This window comes from Pirellulales bacterium, from assembly GCA_019636345.1.
Lineage (GTDB): Bacteria > Planctomycetota > Planctomycetia > Pirellulales > Lacipirellulaceae.
The window spans coordinates 100,728-122,606 of the sequence record JAHBXQ010000012.1 but is presented as its reverse complement, the minus strand read 5'-3'; the positions used below and the strand labels follow the sequence as shown (position 1 = coordinate 122,606).

Below are 21,879 nucleotides of genomic sequence, written 5' to 3'. Positions count from 1 at the left end.
GATGAACGAGCTCTCGCCTGGCCGATGGCCAAGAGGCGTCGCAGGCTGCGCTCCGGCGGCTTGGTTGTCGCTTTGAGTTGCGCCTCGAGCACGTCCCGCCGCCGCGGCATGGGCGCCTGCCCTCGGCGTGTTCATCTCAGCTTGTATCGCGAGAGTGCCGGAACCGGGCGCGGCGGTCCTCGTGCTGCTGGGGATCGCGGCCTTCGCCCTTCGTCGCAAGTCGGCGAAAGGGCGCCCAAATCAGTTGTTCGGGGTAGGGGCGGCAGGCTCGCAAATCGGGCCCGTCGCCATGTTCTATTGCCAGTGAACGGTCCGGTCGACGCATGCCCGGGCCGCGCCGATGTTCGGCTTCAAGCTTGCGGAGAAGAGTCATGGAGAAGACCGCCGAATTCGCGTCCCGTCGTCGTCCCCAGCCCCCGCGACGCTCGGCAACGGGACGTCGCAGGTTTTCTGCAGGCTGGGCGTACGTGCCCGCGGCCTTCGCTGTGTTGTGCGCGCTCTCGCCGGAGCGCCAAGCTTGCGCGGCGATCGATCCGAACGAGCCGGCGCCGTTCACCGAGACGCCCGGCGAGCACCGCTTCCCGCTCGCCGTCGCCGGGCAGGCGGCGCCCCTGCTTGTAGCGGCGGACGAATACCCGGGGGTGCTCCGCGTCGCCGAGCATGTGCGGGCCGATCTGGAGCGCGTCGCGGGTTCCGCTCCGCCGGTGCTGCGGGTCGTCGACTCGCAAACCGCCCTTCCGGCGCGAGCCGTTCTGGCTGGCACGCTCGGCAAGAGCTCGCTTGTGGAGCGGCTGGTCGCCGCTGGCAAGTTCGACCCGTCCGATCTGCGCGGCCGACGCGAGAAGTTCGTCGCGACGATCGTCGACGCTCCCCTCCCAGGCATGACGCAAGCGCTGGTGATCGTCGGCAGCGACAAGCGCGGAACGATCTACGGCCTGTACGACCTCGCAGACCGCAGCGGCGTTTCGCCCTGGGCGTGGTGGGCCGACGTGCCGACGCCACGGAGCCCGGACATGCACGTCCCTCCCGAAAGACGTACGGTCGGAGAGCCCGCGGTCGAGTTTCGCGGGATCTTCATCAACGACGAAGCGCCCGCGCTGTCCGGCTGGGCCCACGCGACTTTTGGCGCCTGCAACAGCCGGTTCTACGACAAAGTGTTCGAGTTGATTCTCCGCTTGCGCGGCAACTATCTGTGGCCCGCCATGTGGGGACGCTCGCTGTTCGACGACGACCCTGAGAGCGCCCGTCTGGCCGACGAATACGGCGTCGTGCTCGGCACGTCGCACCACGAACCGATGATGCGCGCTCACGTCGAGTGGCAACGCTACGGTCAGGGACCCTGGAACTACGAGAAGAACGCCGAAACGTTGCGCGAATTCTGGGCCGAGGGTCTCCGTCGTCGGGGCGAGTTCGAGAGCATCGTCACGATCGGCATGCGCGGCGACGGCGACGAACCGATGACGGAGCAAACCAATATCGCTTTGCTGGAACGGATCGTCGCGGATCAGCGGGCGATCATCGCCCAGATCACCGGTCGCGACCCGACCGAAACGCCGCAGTGCTGGGCTCTGTACAAAGAAGTGCAGGAGTACTACGACCGCGGGATGCGCGTCCCTGACGACGTATTGCTCCTGTTGTGCGACGACAACTGGGGCAACATCCGCAAATTGCCGGCGCTCGGCGCACCCCCGCGCCCCGGGGGGTATGGCGTCTACTATCATTTCGACTACGTCGGCGGGCCGCGCAATTACAAGTGGATCAACACCAACCCGTTGCCGCGGATTTGGGAACAAATGCACTTGGCGCGACGCTACGGAGCCGATCGGTTGTGGGTCGTCAACGTCGGCGACATTAAGCCGATGGAGTTCCCCATTGAGTTCTTCCTGGACTACGCCTGGAATCCCGAGGCGTGGCCGAGCGACAGACTGAGCGAATACGGCCGGCGCTGGGCCGCCCGGCAGTTCGGCGAGTCGCACGCCGCGGCGATCGCCGACTTGCTCGCCAAGTACGCCAAGTTCAACGCGCGGCGGAAGCCGGAATTGCTGAGCCCCGACACCTACAGCTTGGTCGACTTCGACGAGGCCGACGCCCGAGTCGCCGAGTACGCCGCGCTGGCGACCTCGGCCCGGCGGATCGAGGGTGAATTGCCGGTCGACGCCCGTGATGCGTTCTTCCAACTGGTGCTTCACCCCGTGGAGGCCTCCGCGAACCTCAATGAACTGTACGTCGTCGCGGGCAAGAATCGCCTTTACGCCGAGCACCGGCGGCGCGAAACGAACGATCTCGCCGCGCGAGTCGCCGAATTGTTCGAGCGAGACGCCGCGATCTCGCGCCGGTACAACGAGGAGACGGCCGGCGGCAAGTGGCGGCACATGATGGACCAAACGCACATCGGATACACGTCCTGGCAGGAACCCCCGCGCAACGAGCCTCCCGCAACGAGGACCGTCGACGTCCCGTCCGGGACAAGCTGGGGCGTGGCGATCGAAGGCTCCCGAAGCGCGTGGCCCGCCGCAGCGCCGGCGACGTTGCCCGAACTCAACGAGTACGGTCCCGGCGAGCGATGGATCGAGGTCTTTGCCCGCGGAACCGAGCCCGTCGAGTTCGCCGTCATATGCCGCGATCCTTGGCTCCGCGTTTTGCCTGCGCGGGGGGCGACCGCCGGAACGCAGCGCATCGCGGTCGCCGCGGACTGGCGCCAGATTCCCCCTGGGACGAGCGAAGCGCTCCTGACCGTCCGCGGTCCGGCCGACGAAAGCGTCGAAATCCGCGTTCCGGTCGTGCGGGCGGATGTCCCGCCGACGTTCCAAGGCCACGTCGAGGCCGCCGGGTACGTATCGATCGAGGCCGAGCACGCGTCGCGACGCGTCGACGGTCCGAACGTTCGCTGGCATGTGATCCCCGACCTGGGCAGAACGCTGTCGGGCGTCACGATCATGCCCCCCGATATCCCGCGACAATCGCTGGCGGAGGATTCTCCGCGACTGGAGTACCGCGTGCTGCTCGCCCAGCCAGGCTCGGTCGCCGTTCGGGCGCTCGCGGCGCCGACGCAGGATTTCGCCGCCGCCGGAGGTCTGCAGTACGCGGTCTCGTTCGACGACCAACCGCCGCAACTCGTCAACATGCACGCCGACGCATCGAATCGAGCCTGGGAACGTCAGGTCGCCGAGAACGTCAACGAAACGACGACAGAACATCGGCTCGAGCAGGCCGGCGAGCATGTCCTCAAATTCTGGCTGGTCGATCCGGGAATCGTGTTGCAGAAGCTCGTCGTCGCCCGCGGCGAACTGCCGGCCAGCTATCTTGGCCCCCCGGAAAGCGTTCGCGTCAGCGAACCCGCCTCGCCGGCAGCGGCCCGGTAGCCGCAGAAAAATCGGCTTGCCGACTCCAATTCTCGCACGCGCTCGCGCATCCGCGGCAAGAACTGCGGTGCTCGTTTGCTGGGCCGCTCCGCATTCCCCGGTATGGCATGCCCTCGTCCGCGTGGGCATGGAGACGTGTCGGGAAAACATGGCCACGACGGCGGACTGTCGAGGTCATGCCGCACGTCCGTTGGAACAGCGGATCGGCCCTGTGCTCGGCTTCCCGCGACTTCCCAACCGGCGTTCCGCGGCAATACTATTCGTTCTCCCCCCTTCGTATCCTGGCGACGAAGCGACTGCTTCGATGGCCGGCCGAACGAAGCGACCGAGAACGGACGACCGCCAATGCACGACATCGATGGCGAAACCGAGCGACCCTCGGACCGCGACGGCGGCGTTCCGTTCGGCGATGCGCTGCGCACGTGGGTCCGCGTGTCCCTGCTCAGTTTCGGCGGCCCGGCGGGGCAAATCGCCGTCATGCATCGGATCCTCGTCGAGGAGAAGAAGTGGATCAGCGAAGAGCGGTTCCTGCACGTGCTGAACTACTGCATGCTGCTGCCCGGCCCCGAGGCCCAGCAATTGGCGACCTACGTCGGTTGGTTGTTGCACCGCACCCCAGGGGGGCTCGTCGCCGGGGGCCTGTTCATCCTCCCAGGGTTCTTGTCGATCCTGGCGCTCAGCGTCGTCTACGCCGCGTATCAGCAGACCGACCTCGTCCAGGCTTTGTTCTTCGGGCTCAAGCCGGCGGTGTTGGCGATCGTGCTCGAAGCAGTGCTTAGAATCAGCAAGCGGGTGCTCAAGAACGGCCCCATGATCGCCTTGGCCTCGGCTTCTTTCGTGGCGATCTACTTTTTCAACATGCCGTTCCCGCTCTTAATCCTTGCCGCTGCGCTCGTCGGTTTCGTCGGGGGACATCTCCTCCCGGAGAAGTTTCTCGTTGCTGCGCGTCACGGCGCCCTTGCGACGACGACTCACGACGAATCGCTCGCTGTCACCCTGGTCGACGACGTTCGGCCGACTTGGAAGCGAAGTTTCAGGATCCTCGTCATCGGTCTGACGCTGTGGTTCGCTCCGCTGGTCCTGCTGCGCGGTACGCTCGGCAAAGAGTCGACCTACGTCCAGGAGGGGCTCTTCTTCAGCAAGGCGGCCGTCGTCACGTTTGGCGGAGCTTACTCCGTGCTGGCGTACATCGCGCAGCAAGCTGTCGACCGCTACGGCTGGCTCGAACCGGGCGAGATGCTTGACGGCCTCGGCATGGCCGAGACCACCCCGGGGCCGCTCATTCAGGTGGTTCAGTTCGTCGGCTTCATGGGCGCCTATCGCGACTCCGGCCCCTTGAGTCCCATGGCGGCGGGCATCCTCGGTTCGCTGTTGACGACCTGGGTGACGTTCGTGCCGTGTTTCTTGTGGATCTTCCTGGGAGCTCCGTACGTTGAACGTCTGCGCGGCAATCGCCGCCTGGGGGCCGCCCTGTCGGCCGTCACCGCCGCGGTGGTCGGCGTCATCGTGAACCTCGCTCTCTGGTTCTCGCTCCACACGCTGTTCGCGACCGTGACGACCGAACGCCGAGGGGGCCTGCGGCTGCTCACGCCCGATTGGTCGTCGGTCGATCTCGCCGCCTGCGGCGTCGCGGCGTTGGCCTTGTCGCTGACCTTCTGCTTTCGCCTAGGAATGGCCGTCACGCTCGCCGCCTCGACGGCGGCCGGCGCGCTCCTGTACTTGGCCGTCGGGTGAACGAAACTCGGCCCCTCGAATCTGGAACACCGCAGCCAATCGCCTGGAACATCAGTCTTCCGACGCGCCCCAAGCCCAAGGGGGATGCGCCGAATCCTCGTCAAATGCGTCATTCCAAAGTTGCGATCTCGCCCCGGCGGTCGTGCCAAGTGCGCGCCAGACGAATCGGTCCGGGTCGTCGCTGAAGAAGGCGGTCGCTCCCCGCGGCAGGTCTGCCGGTCAAGCGCAGGTTCATGGTAATTGAGCCGTTTGACGCATTGCCGTGACCCTGGAGGCGGCTTTGAAGCCGGTTCGGTTGACGTTGCTTGCGATCCACGCCGCCAACTCTTATCGTCGACGACATGACAAGGACCGCTTGACTCTGCTTGGGGCGGCGCAACCGGAACCTCAGCACGATATTGACAACTGCTCCCGGTACAGATGGCTTGTCCATGCTCGCACAATACTCTCGACGACTCATGCAACGGCTCATCCATTTCGCAATCGGGTCGACGTGGTTGCTCGCCGCCGGCGCCTTCAGCGAACCGTTGCCGGGTTCCCCAGGCGAATTCTCCCTCGACCAGTCGATCCCCGCGTCGGCCTGCGTCGATCGCTCCTACGACGAACCGCTGCGACCGCAGTTTCACTTCACCGCCTGCCGTAATTGGCTCAACGATCCGAACGGAATGGTCTTCGACGGCGCCAAGTACCATCTGTTTTTCCAGCACAACCCGCTGGCGACGACGTGGGGCAACATGACATGGGGGCACGCGACGAGCTCGGACATGGTTCATTGGACCCAGCACGACCACGCCCTGCGGCCCTACCGCGTCGATCGGCGCCCGGGCACGATCTACTCGGGCGCCGCTGTCGTCGATCGCGACAACAGCCTGGGCATGCAGAGAGGCGAGCAGAAGACGCTGTGTGCGTTCTTCACCTTTGCCGGACGACCGCGGTTCTATCAGGCTATGGCATACAGCACCGACGGGGGAGATTCGTGGACCTATTGGAACGACGGGCGACCGATCGTCGACAATCAGGGCTTCGACGCCGAGGAACGCGATCCCAAGGTCTTCTGGCACGAACCGAGCCGCCAGTGGGTGATGGTGCTGTGGCTTCGCGTCAACCCGGGCCAAGTGCGGTTCTTCGTCTCGAAGGACTTGGTGAACTGGAAGGTCGCCTCCGACCTGTATCGCGACTGGGCGTTCGAATGCATGGACCTTGTCTTCTTGCCGGTCGACGGCGACCAAAAACGCCGCCTAGCCGTTCTCTACGACGCCAGTTTCGACTACGAGATCGGCACGTTCGACGGGCGAGAGTTTCGTACGCAATTCGGCCCCTTCATCGCCGGCGGCGGCAATTTCTATGCTGCGCAAACGTTTAATGACAGCCCCGACGGCCGCGTCGTGCAGATCGGCTGGATGCGCGGCGGTCCCGACTCGGCGGCTCAATACAGGTTACCGTTCAACCAGCAGATGTCCTTTCCTTGCGAGTTGACGCTGCGTACCGTCGATGGCGAACCGCGATTGTACGCGTGGCCGATCGAGGAGATTCGAACCCTTGCGGCCGACTCGCTGGTTCGTACGGACCACATGCTCTGCCGCGGGAGCAATCTCCTCAAGAACGAAGAGCCGCTGGATCTTGTCGATCTGGCCATCGAATTCGAACCTGCCAAGACAAGCACGCTCCAGATCCAGATTGCGGGGACGTCGCTGGAGTACGACGCCCAATCCGGCCGATTGCTCCACAATGCTGCGGGGGAACAAGGACATCCGGTCGAAACGATCGCCTTCGACGACCTCCGTCCGCGCGACGGCTTGATTCGACTTCGCTTGCTCGTCGATCGCCTGTCCGTCGAGGTCTACGCCTTCGACGGACAACAGTTCTACGCCGGCTACTCTCCCCCGCGTCGCGACGACCGTCCGCAGTCAATCAGCGCCGCCGGCGCAGATGTTCGGATCAAGCATTTTCGACTCAGTCGTTTGAAATCTGCTTGGTAGAACGAGCGAGTCGAAGCGGCAGCCGCCGATCCCGTTGATCGGCTCCGCTTCGCCGATCTGCCGAGGCGCCCTCGACAGAGCCTCGCCCGCTCGTTTTACTGTGGCTTCCGTGACCTCGCAGCTCTTCTCAACCGGCTGAAGTTCCCAAGCCGATAGCCGGACGCCGTTGCAGGGCGGCTATCCAGCGGCACACCTCCTCCTTACTTTCCGACAAACGAGTGAGCAGATGACCCTCCGCAGACCGCTCATCGTGAGCGCCGCAGTCTCCGCGCTGGGCGGGTTCCTCTTTGGCTTCGACACCGTCGTCATCTCCGGCGCCGAGCAGCATCTCGCGAGCGTCTTCGCCCCCGCGACCGGGCTTTCGCCGTGGTGGTCGCAGTTCTGGCACGGCTTTCTCATGGCCAGTGCATTGATCGGGACCGTCGTCGGCTCGATCTGCGTCGGCAAGCCCGCCGACTCCATCGGGCGCCGCGGCGTGATGTTTTGGCTGGCGATCTTGTACTTCATCTCGGCGATCGGCAGCGCGCTGGCCTGGGATTGGTACTCGCTGTTCGTCTTTCGCTTCATCGGCGGACTGGGGGTCGGCGGCGCGTCGGTGGTGAGCCCGATGTACATCGCCGAGATTTCCCCCGCCAAAATGCGCGGACGACTCGTGGCGCTCGCCCAGTTCAACATCGTGTTCGGCATTCTCATGGCCTACGTCTCCAACTTCGCCATCCACAAGCTGGATCTGGGAGAGCACGAATGGCGTTGGATGTTCGGGGTCGAGGCGATTCCCGCCGCGTTGTACTTCGCCCTGTTGTTCATCACTCCGCGCAGCCCGCGCTGGCTTGTCGCCCAGCGGCGCGACGCCGAAGCCGAGCAGGTCTTGAGACTGGTGGGCGTCGACTCGGCTGACGAATCGGTCGAGCAGGAGGTGCAGGCGATTCGCCGCTCGATCGATCTGGAGCATCACGAACTGGACGAACCGTTCTTTCAGGCCAAGTATTCCCAGCCGATCCGACTGGCGTTCGCCATCGCGGCGTTCAATCAACTCAGCGGCATCAACGCGATCCTCTACTACGCTCCCCGCATCTTCAAGGCGGCCGGGTATGCCGACGCGAACGCGGCGCTCATGAATTCGATCGGCCTGGGAATCGTCAATCTGATCTTCACGATCCTCGGCCTCGCACTGATCGATCACTACGGCCGACGCAAACTGATGCTGGCCGGCTCGATCGGCTACATCCTCAGCCTGGGAGCCGTCGCCTGGGCGTTTTACACGCAGCAGACCCCGGACGGCTTCACGTCCGTCGGCAGTCGAACAGTGCTCGTCGGCTTGCTGGCGTTCCTGGCGTCCCATGCGGTGGGACAGGGGGCGGTCATCTGGGTCTTCATCGGCGAGATCTTCCCGAACCGAGTCCGAGCCCGCGGCCAAGCGTTCGGCAGTTTTACCCACTGGATCTTCGCCGCCGCGATTAGCCAGTCGTTTCCCCTGATCGCTGAACAATCGGGGGCGCACGTCTTCCTGTTCTACGCCCTGTGTATGGTCGGGCAACTCGTCTGGGTCGTTCTGAGAATGCCCGAGACCAAGGGAGTCCCCCTCGAAGAGATCCAACAGCGGCTCCACATTGAGTAGCCCCGGGCCCCGCCGCTTCTCGCAAAGACGTTCTCCAGCGGCATCAGCGATGCAGCCGACGCCCCACGGCAAGCCGTTTCGCTGACTGGGGACCGTTCTCGCGCAAGCGCCCGCCCAGAGCCAACTCGAATAGTCGGTGACGAGGCGCGCAGAGTCGCTCGCTTGAGGTTAGGAACTGCTTGCGATCGGCTTTGCGGCGGCGAGCTTCGACGCGCTGCTGGCGGATTGCCTCGGGGCGGGCGTGCCGCGAGAGGTCGGGTCGGAGTTATGCATAGCATGGCTCGCCTGACCGGGCGGGCAAAATCGGCCGCTCGCGTTGCGACGTGCGGCGCACGGCTGCTATGATTGTATGCAGGATTACAAATCTCCCCCGCAGCCGCTGGCTGGGCCCATGAGCGCGATTGTCGAGAACCGCAGCAGTTTCTTTCGCCCGGAGCGATACCCCCTGTTACGCCCCATCGTCGAGGGAGACGACGGGGCGGAACGGTCGTTGGCCGACACGGCCGGGGACACGCTGCTGGCGAAGATCGTCAGCGGCGAGCTGCCGGCCGGCGCCCGACTGAAAACGACGGAAATCGGGGCGGAACTGGGGATGAGCCGCACCCCCGTGGCCAAAGCGCTCGCCAAGCTGGCGTCCGAGGGGATCCTGCTGCAGCAAAACAACCATCAGGCGATCGTCGCCGCCGGGGCGGCCGAGTGGTTGGTCCAGGTGCACGAATTGCGGCAGTTGCTCGAACCCGAAGCGGCGCTGCGAGCGGCGGGTCGCGTGCCGCAAGAGGTCCTCGAGGACCTATGGCTCCTCAGTCGGGATTCGAAACCGACCAAGGCTCACGACTGGGTGGAACCAGCTCAGTTTTTCGACTTCGCCCTCCACTTGTCGATTGCCGAGCATTGCGGCAACCTGCCGATCGCGGTGTCGATCCGCCGGTGTTGGCGGTACAAGCGGCTCTCCTATCAGTTGTCCGACGGCTGTCGATCGACGCTGATGTCGGAGTACGACGAGCATGTGGCCATCCTCGCGGCGTTGGCCGAGGGGGACGCCAACCGCGCCAAGGACGAGATGGCCAAGCATCTCCAGCGGGCCTCGTCGGGCCGGTTCTCGCAGCGCGTCGTCTGACCGCGGGCATGGGCAAGGCCCCCCGGGCGTGTGCCGAGCTTCTCCGAAAAATCGCCTGCGCGCAGCTTTACACGGGCCGATGGCCTGCTAGGCTATTTGTGCATACACTTACATCAGTGTACGCACTCCTGCTTGCGTTAGCCGCTTGTCCCGAGCGAGATTCCCCATGGCCTCGAGCCAATCCGTCTCGAACTGTCTCCGTCCGGCGGTCCTGCTCGGCGTGATCCTGACCGCCGGGTTGGCGTGCTCGCCGATCCACGGCGCGGAGGGGGGCGAGCCCCTCCAGCGGCCGCTGAGGGTCGGGATCATCGGGCTGGACACCTCGCATGTCATCGCCTTCACGCAAGTCCTCAACGGCGAGCGCCCGCCAGAGGCGGTTCGCGATTGCCGCGTGACGGTCGCAACTCCGCATGGCAGTCGTGACATCGAGTCGAGCGTGAGCCGAATACCGGCCTACACAGCGCAGGTCAAGGAGGCGGGGGTCGAGATCGTCGGCAGCGTCGAGGAGGTGATCGCCGTCAGCGACGCGATCTTGTTGGAGACCAACGACGGCCGGCGTCATCTCGAACAGGCTCTCCCCTGCCTGAAAGCGGGCAAGCCGACGTTTATCGACAAGCCGCTCGCCGCGTCGCTTGCCGACGCGGTGGCGATTGTCGACGCGGCGGCTCACTACCAAACGCCGCTGTTTTCGGCATCGTCATTGCGGTTCGGCGTCGAAACGCTCGCCGCCCGCGCAGGCTCGGCGGGCGAGGTGCTTGGCTGCGATGCGTTCAGCCCGTGCGATTTGGAACCGACGCACCCCGACTTGTTCTGGTACGGCGTTCACGGCGTCGAGACGCTGTTTACGGTCATGGGACGAGGGTGCCAATCGGTGACGCGCGTTCATGCCCCCGACGTCGACGTCGTCCTGGGGACATGGGAGGGGGGCCGTATCGGCACGTTTCGCGGATTGCGGTCGGGCGCCCGCGACTACGGCGGGACGGTTTTCGGCGCCAAGGCGATCAAGCCGATCGGACAGAAGCCGGGTTACGAGCCGCTGCTTGCGGAGATCGTCAAGTTTTTCCGGACAGGCGTATCGCCGATCGATCCGGCCGAAACGCTGGAGATCTTTGCGTTTATGGAGGCGGCCGAACTCAGCCGTACCCGCGGGGGCGCGGCCGTTTCGCTTTCGGAAGTGATGGCCGCCGCCCGCGCCGAGGCGGACGCCCAACGCACTTGGTAACGGCGAGCGCGCCTCCCAGAATTCCGTCGCTGTCGCCGACGACCAACTGCGAGCGATCCCCCCATGACTCGAAGTTCGCCGTTGCCGCCGTCGCTTTTCCGCCGTGTCGTGCGGGGAATCGGGCCGGGGATCATCGTCGCCTGCGTCGTTATCGGCCCGGGGAGCATCCTGGCCAGTTCGCGCGTCGGGTGCGAATTCGGCTATCAATTGACCTGGGTCGTGCTCGGGGCGGGCATGTTGATGGCCGCCGCAGTGGCCACCGCGGCCCGCGTCGGCGTCGAACTCTCCGCCACGCCCTGTACCGAGATTGCGCGCCGATTGGGCCGACCGTTTGCGGCGCTGTGCGGGGCGTCGGTGTTCGGGATCACGGCCTGTTTTCAGTTCAGCAACAACCAGGGCGTGCTCGCCGCAATCGAACCGCTGGCGCCCTTGGGGCCGACGGGTCAGGCGGCGCTGCTCGTGGGGCTGAACGGCGCTTTGGCCGGGTGCTTGTTTCTGTTCAAAGCGTTCTATCCGCCGCTCGAGCGAATCATGATGGTGCTGGTCGCGCTGATGCTGCTGGGGTTCGTCGCGAATCTTGCGCTTGCGAGACCTTCGCCGAGCAAACTGGCCGCGGGGTGCATTCCCTCGATCCCGGTTGAAATGGGAGGACGATTTCTGCCTTACCTCGAAGCGACGCCCGCCGGGAACTCCACTCCGAGCGGCGAAGCGGCGTCCTCCCCGGCAGTCGTCGACCGGTGGTTGGTCGTGCAGGGACTTGTTGCGACGACCTTCTCGATTGCGGGGGCGTTCTATCAAGCCTACCTCGTGCGCGAGAAAGGGTGGGGCGCTGCGCAACTTCGCCAGGGGCTCGTCGATTCGGCCGTGGGATCGGCGATCCTCGTCGGAATCTCCGCGACAATTATGGCGACCTCGGCAGCAGTGCTGGCCGGGCGAGTGGCTCCCCACGAATTGCGCAGCGCCGCGGACGTGGCTCGGCAATTGGAGCCGCTGTTTGGGTCGGCCGCCACGTGGCTCTTCTGCCTCGGCGTGTTCGCCGGAGCGGCCAGTTCGTTTCTGGTCAACTCGGTCATCGGCGGGACGATGCTCGCCGACGGCCTCGGGCTCGACCCGCGACTCGATTCTCCTTGGACAAAGGCGTTCACAATCGCCGTGCTGAGTTTGGGGATGTTCGTGGCGATCAAGGTGCAACCCGCCGACCGCGTCGGGCTGATTGTTTTTGCCCAGGCTCTCACCGCATTGGGGGGACCGGCGTTGGCCTTCGCGTTGGTCTACCTCGGCTGGAATTGCCGCAAGACGCGCACTCATGCCGCGTCGCAGTTGGCGTTCGGGCTCACGATCATCGGGGCGGGAGTCATCACGATCATGGCGGTGCGGACCCTCTGGCGGCTCGGGCTGTCGTTAGGGGCAGGCTGAAGGTTGTCTCAACTCTTGAACCCTCCGGCGCGAGCCGAGAACGACCACAACGCTCGACGACGCTTCAAGGGTCCCGGCGCTAGCGCCCACGGCCCAGGTCTGGCGCCAAACAGGTAGTTGAAGCAGGGCCTGGCTCGCAAACCAATGCCTGCGAATCCCCCCGACAAGCAAGACGTCACGAACTGGTTTGCCCCGCATTCAACTTGCGACCGCACTTGCAATTCAGGCGACGATTCGCGATGCAATTAGCCGACTGGTGGGTGCTGGGAGGATACCTGACGCTTACCGCGGCGATTGGGTTGGCGATGATCCGCCGCGTGCGGGGGCAGGAGGATTACTTTCTCGGCAGCCGCAGCTTCGGCAAGCTGCTGCAAACGTTCGCCGCGTTCGGCTCAGGGACGGGCCCCAGCGACCCGGTGAATCTGGCCCGCAGCGTGTACGTCGCCGGGGCCAGCGGCATGTGGGCCGTCATGTACTGGTTGTTCATGACCCCCTTCTACTGGATCTCGGCGACCTGGTATCGCCGAATGCGAGTCTCGACCCTTGGCGATTGGTTCGTCGAACGATACCAATCGCCCGGCTTGGGAGGCGCGTACGCGGCGTTCGGCATCGCGTACTTCATCATCTACGGGGCCATGGGATTCGCCGCGAGCGGAGCTGTCGCCGCGCAGCTCGTCGGAACCGACGTCGTCTCGTGGGGAGATTGGACTGTGCCGATCGAATTGGTCGTGATTCCCGCGATCGGCGCCGTTGTGTTGCTGTACGGGGTCGCCGGGGGACTGCACGCCGCGTACTGGACCGACCTGTTGCAAGGGGCGTGCATCATCGCGCTGTCGCTGGCGCTGGTTCCCGCGGGCCTGGAACAGCTTGTCGAAGAGTTCGGTGAGCCGGGTCGGAAGGGATGGCTGTACGGATTCGAACTGTTGCACGAGCAGTTGCCCGCTGAGAGCTTTCAGATGACCGGCGCCGGGGCGACGGCGTTCACCCCAGGGTTCGTCTTGGGGTTGATTGTGCTGAACCTGGCGGGCGTCGCAGTGCAGCCTCACTTCATCGCCACCGGGGGCGGAGCGGCCCGCAGCGAGTTCGACGCCCGCGTCGGGCTCGTGGCGGGAAATCTGCTCAAGCGGTTTTGCACGATCGGCTGGCTTGTCTCGGCGTTGATCGCCGCGGCGTTGTACGCCGGCGACGCCGTGCTGGCGGCAAATCCCGATCGGGCCTGGGGCGTCGCTTCGACTCGGCTGTTGGCGCCAGGGCTGGTGGGGCTGATGCTCGCCTGCCTGCTGGCGGCTTTGATGAGCTCGGTCGACGCTTACATGATCGTCGGATCGGCGCTGGCGGTGCGAAATCTCTATGCCCCGTTCATGAATCCCCAGGTCGACGACGCGGCGAGCCTCCGCATCGCTCGCTGGACAAGCGGCGTGATTGTCTGCGGGGCCGTTGCCACGGCCATCGGGGTACGGGACGTCTTCCGACTGCTCGAACTGACATGGCTGGCGCCCGTGCTGTTCGCGGCGCCATTCTGGGTCGGCAAGTATTGGCGACGCGCGACGACGGCTGCCGCTTGGGCGACCGTGGCCTTCAGTTTGGTCGTCTTCTTCTTGCTGCCGTGGGTCCGTCCCGGTTTCAGCGTCTATCGGCTGGCGGGGATCGACGTCGCTTTGTTGCCCGCGGGATGGCGCGATCTGGCGCCCTTGGCGCCGCAAATCGCCTTGCCGTTCGTGGTCATGGTGCTGACAAGTCTGGCGACTCGTTCGCGCGAGGACGACGCGCTCATCAGGCATTTCGTGAAGATGCGATTGCCGGTGCTCCCTGACTCCGCCGCCGACGCGCGCCAATTGGCGGCTGCATACGCCGACCCGGCGACGACGGAATCCCGCAAACTCTGGCCCGATTCCGCCTGGGAGTTCAATCGTCCAACAAGGGTCGACGTCGCGGGAATTGTCGCGACGGTTGGCCTGTGCGTGGTCTTGCTGGTACTGACGCAAGGGGTGCTGGCCCTCGGGGCCAACTGATTCCGCGGCAGGGAGGGAGGCTTCGTTTTCGGAAAGGAGCCTGAGGGATTTGGGGGCTGCTTATTTTCAGAATCGGCCAAGATTTCGTTGACACAGGCCGAGATTGTCCGTACATTACTAAAAGTGCATACAGTTTTACTCGTGAATCCACTATTGCGGTTGTTCCTGGTTCGCCGCGAATGCCTTTGAAGGAGCCCGCGACTCGGGGGGATGGCTTGGCTCGTCCCGTTCCAGCCGCCTGCGTCACCGATTCCGTCTCCGCCGAACCCTCTGCCCGCGACGTCGGGTGCAGATCGCTTGACGGGAATCGCGGGGCAGATGCAGGCGGCTGCGTGTCGGCGAAGCTGAAGCCCTGAGTCCGCGAGTTCACCGAGTCGTCGCCGCGACGACTCGACTCCTTTTCCATTTCTTGCTCGGCGCCGCGCTTGCCGGCGTCGGCGTTCGATCACAGGGGGGAACAAACAATGCCTGGACGATTCTTGCTCCGCACTCCGGCGCCGGGGCGACGCGCCAAGTTCGTCCCGCTGATCGGGTTCGTCGCCTGGGCTGCGACGATCGGGTCGTGGTGTTCGGCGCCCCCGGCGCGCGCCGTCGTCCTGATCGAAGACGGCTTCGACGATGCAGACCGCGATAACGACGGTTTCACCGACGACGGCTTGAACAACCCGGTCGCCTCCCCGACGGGGATTAGCTGGTTCGCTATCAACGGCAAATCGACTGCCGGCACGCAGCGCCCGATCCTCTCGATCATCGACGAAGTCGAGAGCGGATTCACGGGATCGGGCAATGCGCTGAAGATCACCACCGTCGGCGCCAACAGCGAGTGGATCGGCCGCTTTCCGACGCGATTGACGTTGGGAAGCAACGTCGGCGACAAACTGCAGTTCAGCTTCGACATTCGCATCCTCGACCTGCTGTTGCCGACGGCGAACCAACTGCGATTTGGCGTCTATCAGGATTCGGACAATCAATTCGGCATGGCTGCGACAAACAGCGACGGCACGCCGACCGTGTGGGGTGAAACCGACGGGTGGTTCGACGTCGCCGACAATCCGAGCGTGCTAGTCGGTACGCGCGACGACTACGGCGTCCTGGCCCGGGTTCACGCCGGCACGAACTTGGCAACCGACAGCGACTATCGGCTACTCGAGGAAGTCAATACGGCGGGCTCGATTCTGGGCGGGACGGGCGACAACGACTTTGTCGCCAAGCCGGACGGACTGGACGGGAGGGCCGCGTTCGCCGACATGCCCGTGTTGCTAGGCGACACACGGCGAATCACCCTGACCATCGAGCGCGCAACCGTCAACGCCACCGGCAACGACATTCGTCACACTCTGGACATCGACGGCGTTTCGTTCGGCGAACAGGATTCCAACGGCACGGGATCACCGAACTTCGACTCACGCGACAGTTTCGACTACGTCGTGTTCAATATGACGGTCGGAATCAACTCCTACGCGTTCGACAATTTCCTCATCGAGCAGATCGACGGGCCGATCGTGCCGAGCGACAACGCCGACTTCAACGGCGATTCGCTCGTCGACGGGTCGGATTTTCTCATATGGCAGCGAAACAACGGTACGGGGGCGGGAGCGTCCCTGGCCAACGGCGACGCCACCGGCAACGGGGCCGTCGACGCCGCCGACTTAGCCGTCTGGCAGAGCCAGTTCGGCACGCCCGGCGGCGCTGCGGCGGCGATTGGCGCCGTGCCCGAACCAAGCGCGGCCGCGCTGTTGGCGGCGTGCGGACTGACGCTGCGGCGCTGGAGAGCCGCAGCTCGCCGACGAGCCTGACTCTTGCCGGCGCTCGTCGGTCGTCGAGCCTGACCACTCCCATTACCTCATCAACTGGAGTCACGATCTCATGCGACGCCTCACGCTCAATCCGACTCGGTCTTTTGCCCCCGCGCTGGCGGCGCTGGCGATCCTGCACGTCGCGGCGCCCGTCGCCGCGGCGATCGTCGCCCTCGACGGCTTCGACGACGGCAATCGCGTCAATACGCCTGACGGAATCAACTGGTATTCGATCCAATCGGCGACCACGCCGGCGCTCAGCGTGGCGTCCGATGCGGGCGGAATCGGCTCGGGGAACGCCCTGTTCGTGAATCCGGGCTCCGGCTCGCGCGAAATCATGGGAACGTTCAATGCGCCGATTGCGTTGGGATCGACGGTCGGATCCTCGCTGACGCTCAGTTTCGACGTTCGCTCGAATTCGGCGAACCCGACAGGGCAGTTTCGGTTCGGGCTCTACAAATCGAGCCAACCGATCGGGACGGGAGGCTTCGGAACCTCGGACGGCGTCTTCGATCGAACCGAACCGGGAGTCGCTCTCGACCAGGGCGCGTTCGGACAGTTGGACTTTGCCGCCGGCAACAGCACTCGAATTCGCACCGAGGCGAATCTCAACGACGGGACGGCCGACAGCCAAGTGCTGAGCACCTCTGCCGGGGCCGGCGACAACTTTCTGGTCGCACAGCCGGCGTCAGGCGCCTTTCACACTCTGAACGCCGCGGGAGGCAAGAATTCCGTGGTGTTCGCGATCGAGCGCCTCGCCGCGACCAACAATCCGGAGGATTTTCGGTTCACTCTCTCGCTGATCAACGCGGGCGGCACGTCGGTGTTGACGGGATCGCCTTCGGCCGGTCCCGCCGTGACGGAATTCGACTACTTCGTCGCGACGGCGACCGGAACGGTCGATTGGGTGTTGGACAACTTTCAAATCGAGGTGAACTCCGCCGCCGTCCCGGAAGCGTCGTCGCTGGCGCTGCTGACGGCTGCAGCGCTTTTCGGAAGCGTGCTGCGGCGCCGCAAGGATCGGTGAATACGCGTCACGGCTCGTTCGCATTTCGGTCTGCGACCTGTCAACGAAGGATGACATGATGACTTTCAAGAACCGCCATAGCAGGGGCTTCACCCTTGTCGAACTGCTGGTGGTGATCGCCATCATTGGCGTGTTGGTGGCGCTGCTGTTGCCGGCGATCCAGGCTGCGCGCGAGGCGGCTCGGCGCTCGCAATGCACGAACAATCTCCGGCAGGTCGGGTTGGCGATTCTCAACTACGAGTCGTCCCGAAAGTCGCTTCCCCCCGGGCGGATGCACTGCGACGAGTCGGTCCTCGACGAGTGCAAGTTCGACCTGCCCGACCGCATCGCCGACCGCGGCGTCGCCAGCGGGTTCGTGCTGCTGCTTCCTTACCTGGAACTGCCGGCCTTGTTCGACGCGGCCGGGGGCGAGGACAAGCAGGATATGGTCTGGAAGTACAACAACCTCTGGAGGGCGCTTCCGCAGCGCGTCCAAGCGGTGGCGACTCGCCCCCCCGTGTTCGTCTGCCCGTCGAGCACTTCGGAGCCGATCGCCGAGGCCTATGCCGCCAGCGAGACCCCCGCAGCGACGGGACAGTACGCGTTCGTGCACGGCAAACGCGGGCCCTCGTGGCTCTCGCGCACGGGAAGTAACGCAACATTGAAGCTGAAGAACACCGGGGCGTTCAACTACCTTACGCGGGTGTCGTTGCGGCAGGTCGCCGACGGCCCGAGCAACACCTACTTCGTCGGCGAGGTGCGCGATTCGCACACCTTCGCGGGACAAAACGTGTGGTCGATCGGCATGCGAGTCCGCGACTCGCTGCGAATGACCGAGAACCCGCTCAACACACCCACCGGATCGCAGTCGGCGACCTACGCGGTTCAGGACGGCAAGTACGCCCTCAACGCCGCGTTCGGCAGCGAGCATCCGGGCGGGGCCAACTTCGTCCGCGGCGACGCCAGCGTCGAGTTCGTCAGCGACGGCGTCGATGACGAAGTTTACCAGGCCGGGGCGACGATCGCCTGCGCCGACGGATTCGGCACGGTCGGAGATTGTTTGTAACCAGCGTCGTTGCGCGCCCGGGCGGCGCGTTTGCCAGTTTACCGGAGCCTCTCCCCTTGAACGTGCGGTTCGCTCTGTTCGGCGTCCTTGCCGCGATCTCGCTGGCGATCGGCTGCGCTCCGCAGGGCCCGCCGATTGTGCCCGTCTCGGGCCGAGTGCTGCTGGACGGCAAGCCGCTGACCCACGGCATCGTGCGGTTCGCGCCGCCGAATCAGCGGCCGGCCCTGGGGCGACTCGACGGCGAGGGTCGGTTTACGTTGACGACGCGCAGTGACGGGGACGGGGCGATCGTCGGCACGCATCGAGTGGCCGTGCAAAGCCATGAACCGACCAGCAATCCCCCCGGAGTGAAGTGGCACGCCCCTCAGAAGTACGCGAACTATTCGTCCTCCGGACTGACCCAAGAAATCCTCGGTCCGACCGCCGACCTCGTCATCAACCTGAGCAGGAACGGACCGGAGCCGCGCTGAATGCGGGCCGACCGCGACCATCCGGTCGCAGCGAAAGAGCAGATCAGATCGCCATGCGTAGTCTGTCGACCATCGACGAACTGGAAGAGCGGCTCAGCGCCCCGACGGCGGAGACGGTCCGCGCACTTGCGGACCTCGACGGCGACGTACTGGTGTTGGGAGCCGGGGGAAAGATGGGGCCGGCGCTCGCTCGCATGACCTGCCGTGCGTCGGAAGCCGCCGGAAGTTCCCGGCGCGTCTTTGCGGCGAGTCGATTCAGCGACCCGCAAGCGCAGCAATCGCTCGAAGCGGCCGGGGTCGAGACGCTCGCCGGCGATCTGCTTGATCGCCGGTTCGTCGACGGCCTGCCCGACTGCCCGAATCTCGTCTTCCTCGCCGGGCGCAAGTTCGGCACCGACGACAATAGCGGGGAGACCTGGGCGACCAACGTCTTTCTGCCGGGCCTTGTATGCCAGCGATTCGCCGGCAGTCGCATCGCGGCGCTCTCGACCGGAAACGTCTACGGTTTGGTCGACGCTGCGGGGCCCGGTTCGCGAGAGGAGGATCCGCCGTACCCGGTCGGGGAATACGCCCAGAGCGCCTTGGGCCGCGAGCGGATCTTCGACTACTTCAGTCGCCGGCACGGAACGACTATCGCCGTCATTCGCCTGAACTACGCGGCCGAGTTGCGGTACGGGGTCCTCGTGGACCTCGGCAAGCGGATCCTCGCCGGCGAACCGGTGGAACTTGACATGGGGCGGTTTAACGTCGTCTGGCAAGGGGATGCGTGCAACCAGATCCTTTGCAGTTTGCTTTACGCCAGCTCGCCGCTGGCGATCTTCAACGTGACGGGGCGCGAGTCGCTGTCAATCCGCGCGGTCGCTGAACGGCTCGCCGCGGCGCTGGACCGCCCCGTCGAGTTCGTCGGCGTCGAGGGGTCGCGCGCTTTGCTGAGCGACTCCAGCCGGGCCGAGCGACTGCTCGGTCGGCTGCACACGACGGTCGACGACATGATCGATTGGACGGCCCAGTGGCTGCGCGCCGGTGGTGCGACCTGGTCGAAACCCACGCACTTCGAGGTCGTCAATGGTCGCTTCTGAATCGTCGGCGAAGTTGACGATTGCGTGCGACGTCGTGCCGACGACTCGATTCGACGCGGTGCGCAATCGGCTGCGCGCCGGGGTCGTGATCCCCGCCCATCCGCTGGCATTGACCGCGGACCGGCGGCTCGACGAGCGTCGTCAGCGGGCGCTGTCGCGTTACTATCTGGCCAGCGGTGCGGGCGGACTGGCCGTCGGCGTTCACACGACGCAGTTCGCCGTTCACGAGCCGAAGGTCGGGCTGCTGCGGCCCGTTTGGGAACTGGCCGCCGAGGAGTTGAATCGCGCCGAGCGCGCCGGAGCCGCGCCTGCGGTTCGAGTCGCGGGCATCTGCGGCCCGACCAAGCAAGCCGTCGCCGAGGCCGGGCTGGCGGTCTCGCTGGGATATGAGTTCGGATTGCTGAGTTTGGCGGCGTTCGCAGGTCGGCCCCTCGCCGAGGCGATCAACCACTGCCGGGCGGTGAGCGAGATCATTACGTTGTTCGGCTTCTATCTCCAACCGAGGGTCGGCGGAATCGATCTGCCGGCGGAATTTTGGCGCGAGTTCTGCTCCATCGACAATGTCGCGGCGATCAAGGTCGCGGCGTTTGATCGGTACAAGACGCTCGACGTCGTGCGAGCCGTCGCCGAGAGCGGTCGTCGCGAGATTGCGCTTTACACGGGCAACGACGATAACATCGTGGCCGACCTGCTGACCCCCTTTCGCTTTCAGCGCGGGGCCGAAACGGTCGAACTGGGGTTCGTCGGCGGCCTGTTGGGGCAGTGGGCCGTGTGGACCTCGAAAGCAGTGACATTGCTGGAGGCCTGCCGAGGCGCACGAGCAGGGTCCGGGTACGCCGTCGCGGAGCTGCTGACCTTGGGGGCGGCGCTGACCGACGCGAACGCCGCCGTCTTCGACGCGGCCAACGACTTCCGAGGCTGTCTCGCCGGCATCCACGAGGTGCTGCGGCGGCAAGGATTGCTCGCCGGGACGTGGTGTCTGGAAGAACGAGAACAGCTCAGCGCCGGGCAAAGTGAAGCGATTGCGCGCGTGCAACGGTTGTATCCGGAGCTTCAGGACGATGAGTTTGTGGCGGAGCGACTCGGCGAGTGGCTCGGCGGAGCGTGACGTGCAAAGCGTCGCTGGCGGCGGCTTTTCCTGATCGAGAATCGAGAAGGGTGCGATTGATGAATCTGAAGGTGTACGAAGACAAATTTTCGATGGGCGCAGCCGCAGCGGCGGACGGCGCCGCGGCGATCCGCGCCGCACTCGACCAGCGCGGCGCGGCAACCATCGTCGTCGCGACCGGGGCTTCGCAGTTCGAGATGCTGTCGCAATTGGCCGCGACGCCGGACGTCGACTGGAGCCGCGTCACGGGGTTCCATCTCGACGAATACGCCGGGCTCGCCGACACGCATCCCGGTTCGTTCCGCCGCTACTTGCGGGAACGGTTCGTCCAGCGTCTGGGCCGCCCGTTGCGAGACTTCCACTACTTGAACGGGGAGCACGACTGCCGGGCAGAGTGCGAGCGCGTCGGGGCGATTCTCAGCCAAACTACGGTCGACGTAGCGTTCGTCGGAATCGGCGAGAACGGCCACTTGGCGTTCAACGACCCGCCGGCCGACTTCGCGACGACCCGGCCGTACCACGTCGTGCAACTTGACGATCGCTGTCGGTTACAGCAATTCAACGAGGGCTGGTTCGACACGATCGAAGAGGTGCCGACCGAGGCGATCTCGATGTCGGTGCGCGAAATTCTGCGAAGCCGGCTGATCGTCTGCACGGTTCCCGACGCTCGGAAGGCCGAGGCGGTGCGCGACGCGGTCGAGGGGCCGGTCGACCCGCGCGTCCCGGCGTCGATCCTGCAGACCCATGCGGCGACGACGTTGTACCTCGATCGCTACGCCGCGTCGCTCTTGAGCGATCGCGGGCTCCGCGAGCTGCCGCCCGACGCCGCCCGCGCGATCTCGGCTCAACAGAGCGCGTGATCGTCCGCGACGGCGCTCGTTTCGTACGCATCCA

16 protein-coding genes are annotated in these 21,879 nt (G+C 65.2%); all 16 read left to right on the top strand.

Going from position 1 to position 21,879, the window contains the following annotated elements; translation table 11 throughout:
- The first annotated feature begins 154 nt into the window (after positions 1-154).
- The 16 genes from KF688_19515 (at position 155) to KF688_19440 (ending at position 21,845) form a co-directional block, all read left to right on the top strand.
- Complete coding sequence (locus KF688_19515; protein ID MBX3427877.1) at positions 155-307, top strand: PEP-CTERM sorting domain-containing protein; 153 nt, start codon at positions 155-157, stop codon at positions 305-307.
- A gap of 160 nt (positions 308-467) precedes the next feature.
- Positions 468-3,362, top strand: a complete 2,895-nt coding sequence (locus KF688_19510) for a glycosyl hydrolase 115 family protein (GenBank protein MBX3427876.1) — start codon at positions 468-470, stop codon at positions 3,360-3,362.
- A 345-nt stretch (positions 3,363-3,707) separates the two neighbouring features.
- Positions 3,708-5,096 carry a chromate efflux transporter gene (chrA, locus tag KF688_19505; protein ID MBX3427875.1) on the top strand — a complete coding sequence of 463 codons (1,389 nt, stop codon included), beginning with the start codon at positions 3,708-3,710 and terminating at the stop codon, positions 5,094-5,096.
- A gap of 458 nt (positions 5,097-5,554) precedes the next feature.
- Entirely contained in the window at positions 5,555-7,075 is a 1,521-nt protein-coding gene (locus KF688_19500) for a glycoside hydrolase family 32 protein (GenBank protein ID MBX3427874.1), read from the top strand.
- A gap of 226 nt (positions 7,076-7,301) precedes the next feature.
- Entirely contained in the window at positions 7,302-8,693 is a 1,392-nt protein-coding gene (locus KF688_19495) for a sugar porter family MFS transporter (GenBank protein ID MBX3427873.1), read from the top strand.
- Between the two features lie 391 nt (positions 8,694-9,084).
- Positions 9,085-9,810 (top strand): GntR family transcriptional regulator, encoded by a 726-nt coding sequence (locus KF688_19490; protein ID MBX3427872.1) that lies wholly within the window; start codon positions 9,085-9,087, stop codon positions 9,808-9,810.
- A 166-nt stretch (positions 9,811-9,976) separates the two neighbouring features.
- Positions 9,977-11,032, top strand: a complete 1,056-nt coding sequence (locus KF688_19485) for a Gfo/Idh/MocA family oxidoreductase (protein MBX3427871.1) — start codon at positions 9,977-9,979, stop codon at positions 11,030-11,032.
- Positions 11,033-11,095: 63 nt separating this feature from the next.
- Positions 11,096-12,448 (top strand): divalent metal cation transporter, encoded by a 1,353-nt coding sequence (locus KF688_19480; GenBank protein ID MBX3427870.1) that lies wholly within the window; start codon positions 11,096-11,098, stop codon positions 12,446-12,448.
- Positions 12,449-12,687: 239 nt separating this feature from the next.
- Positions 12,688-14,460 carry a hypothetical protein gene (locus tag KF688_19475; GenBank protein ID MBX3427869.1) on the top strand — a complete coding sequence of 591 codons (1,773 nt, stop codon included), beginning with the start codon at positions 12,688-12,690 and terminating at the stop codon, positions 14,458-14,460.
- Between the two features lie 464 nt (positions 14,461-14,924).
- Complete coding sequence (locus KF688_19470) at positions 14,925-16,256, top strand: hypothetical protein (protein MBX3427868.1); 1,332 nt, start codon at positions 14,925-14,927, stop codon at positions 16,254-16,256.
- Between the two features lie 70 nt (positions 16,257-16,326).
- Positions 16,327-17,283, top strand: coding sequence for a hypothetical protein (locus tag KF688_19465; GenBank protein MBX3427867.1), 957 nt, complete (start codon positions 16,327-16,329; stop codon positions 17,281-17,283).
- A gap of 58 nt (positions 17,284-17,341) precedes the next feature.
- Positions 17,342-18,328, top strand: a complete 987-nt coding sequence (locus tag KF688_19460) for a DUF1559 domain-containing protein (protein ID MBX3427866.1) — start codon at positions 17,342-17,344, stop codon at positions 18,326-18,328.
- A 56-nt stretch (positions 18,329-18,384) separates the two neighbouring features.
- Entirely contained in the window at positions 18,385-18,798 is a 414-nt protein-coding gene (locus tag KF688_19455) for a hypothetical protein (protein MBX3427865.1), read from the top strand.
- A 53-nt stretch (positions 18,799-18,851) separates the two neighbouring features.
- The gene (locus KF688_19450) at positions 18,852-19,877 is read left to right on the top strand and encodes an NAD-dependent epimerase/dehydratase family protein (GenBank protein MBX3427864.1); all 1,026 of its coding nucleotides are present in this window, start codon (positions 18,852-18,854) and stop codon (positions 19,875-19,877) included.
- A gap of 34 nt (positions 19,878-19,911) precedes the next feature.
- Positions 19,912-20,985 (top strand): dihydrodipicolinate synthase family protein, encoded by a 1,074-nt coding sequence (locus tag KF688_19445; GenBank protein MBX3427863.1) that lies wholly within the window; start codon positions 19,912-19,914, stop codon positions 20,983-20,985.
- 59 nt (positions 20,986-21,044) lie between these two features.
- The gene (locus tag KF688_19440) at positions 21,045-21,845 is read left to right on the top strand and encodes a glucosamine-6-phosphate deaminase (GenBank protein MBX3427862.1); all 801 of its coding nucleotides are present in this window, start codon (positions 21,045-21,047) and stop codon (positions 21,843-21,845) included.
- Positions 21,846-21,879: the final 34 nt, after the last annotated feature.

What these genes read in the sequence shown, in the direction of transcription:
- chrA (MBX3427875.1), top strand. Translation starts at nt 3,708, where the DNA reads ATGCACGACATCGATGGCGAAACCGAGCGACCCTCGGACCGCGACGGC.
- KF688_19500 (MBX3427874.1), top strand. Translation starts at nt 5,555, where the DNA reads ATGCAACGGCTCATCCATTTCGCAATCGGGTCGACGTGGTTGCTCGCC.
- KF688_19495 (MBX3427873.1), top strand. Translation starts at nt 7,302, where the DNA reads ATGACCCTCCGCAGACCGCTCATCGTGAGCGCCGCAGTCTCCGCGCTG.
- KF688_19490 (MBX3427872.1), top strand. Translation starts at nt 9,085, where the DNA reads ATGAGCGCGATTGTCGAGAACCGCAGCAGTTTCTTTCGCCCGGAGCGA.
- KF688_19485 (MBX3427871.1), top strand. Translation starts at nt 9,977, where the DNA reads ATGGCCTCGAGCCAATCCGTCTCGAACTGTCTCCGTCCGGCGGTCCTG.
- KF688_19480 (MBX3427870.1), top strand. Translation starts at nt 11,096, where the DNA reads ATGACTCGAAGTTCGCCGTTGCCGCCGTCGCTTTTCCGCCGTGTCGTG.
- KF688_19475 (MBX3427869.1), top strand. Translation starts at nt 12,688, where the DNA reads ATGCAATTAGCCGACTGGTGGGTGCTGGGAGGATACCTGACGCTTACC.
- KF688_19470 (MBX3427868.1), top strand. Translation starts at nt 14,925, where the DNA reads ATGCCTGGACGATTCTTGCTCCGCACTCCGGCGCCGGGGCGACGCGCC.
- KF688_19465 (MBX3427867.1), top strand. Translation starts at nt 16,327, where the DNA reads ATGCGACGCCTCACGCTCAATCCGACTCGGTCTTTTGCCCCCGCGCTG.
- KF688_19460 (MBX3427866.1), top strand. Translation starts at nt 17,342, where the DNA reads ATGACTTTCAAGAACCGCCATAGCAGGGGCTTCACCCTTGTCGAACTG.
- KF688_19450 (MBX3427864.1), top strand. Translation starts at nt 18,852, where the DNA reads ATGCGTAGTCTGTCGACCATCGACGAACTGGAAGAGCGGCTCAGCGCC.
- KF688_19440 (MBX3427862.1), top strand. Translation starts at nt 21,045, where the DNA reads ATGAATCTGAAGGTGTACGAAGACAAATTTTCGATGGGCGCAGCCGCA.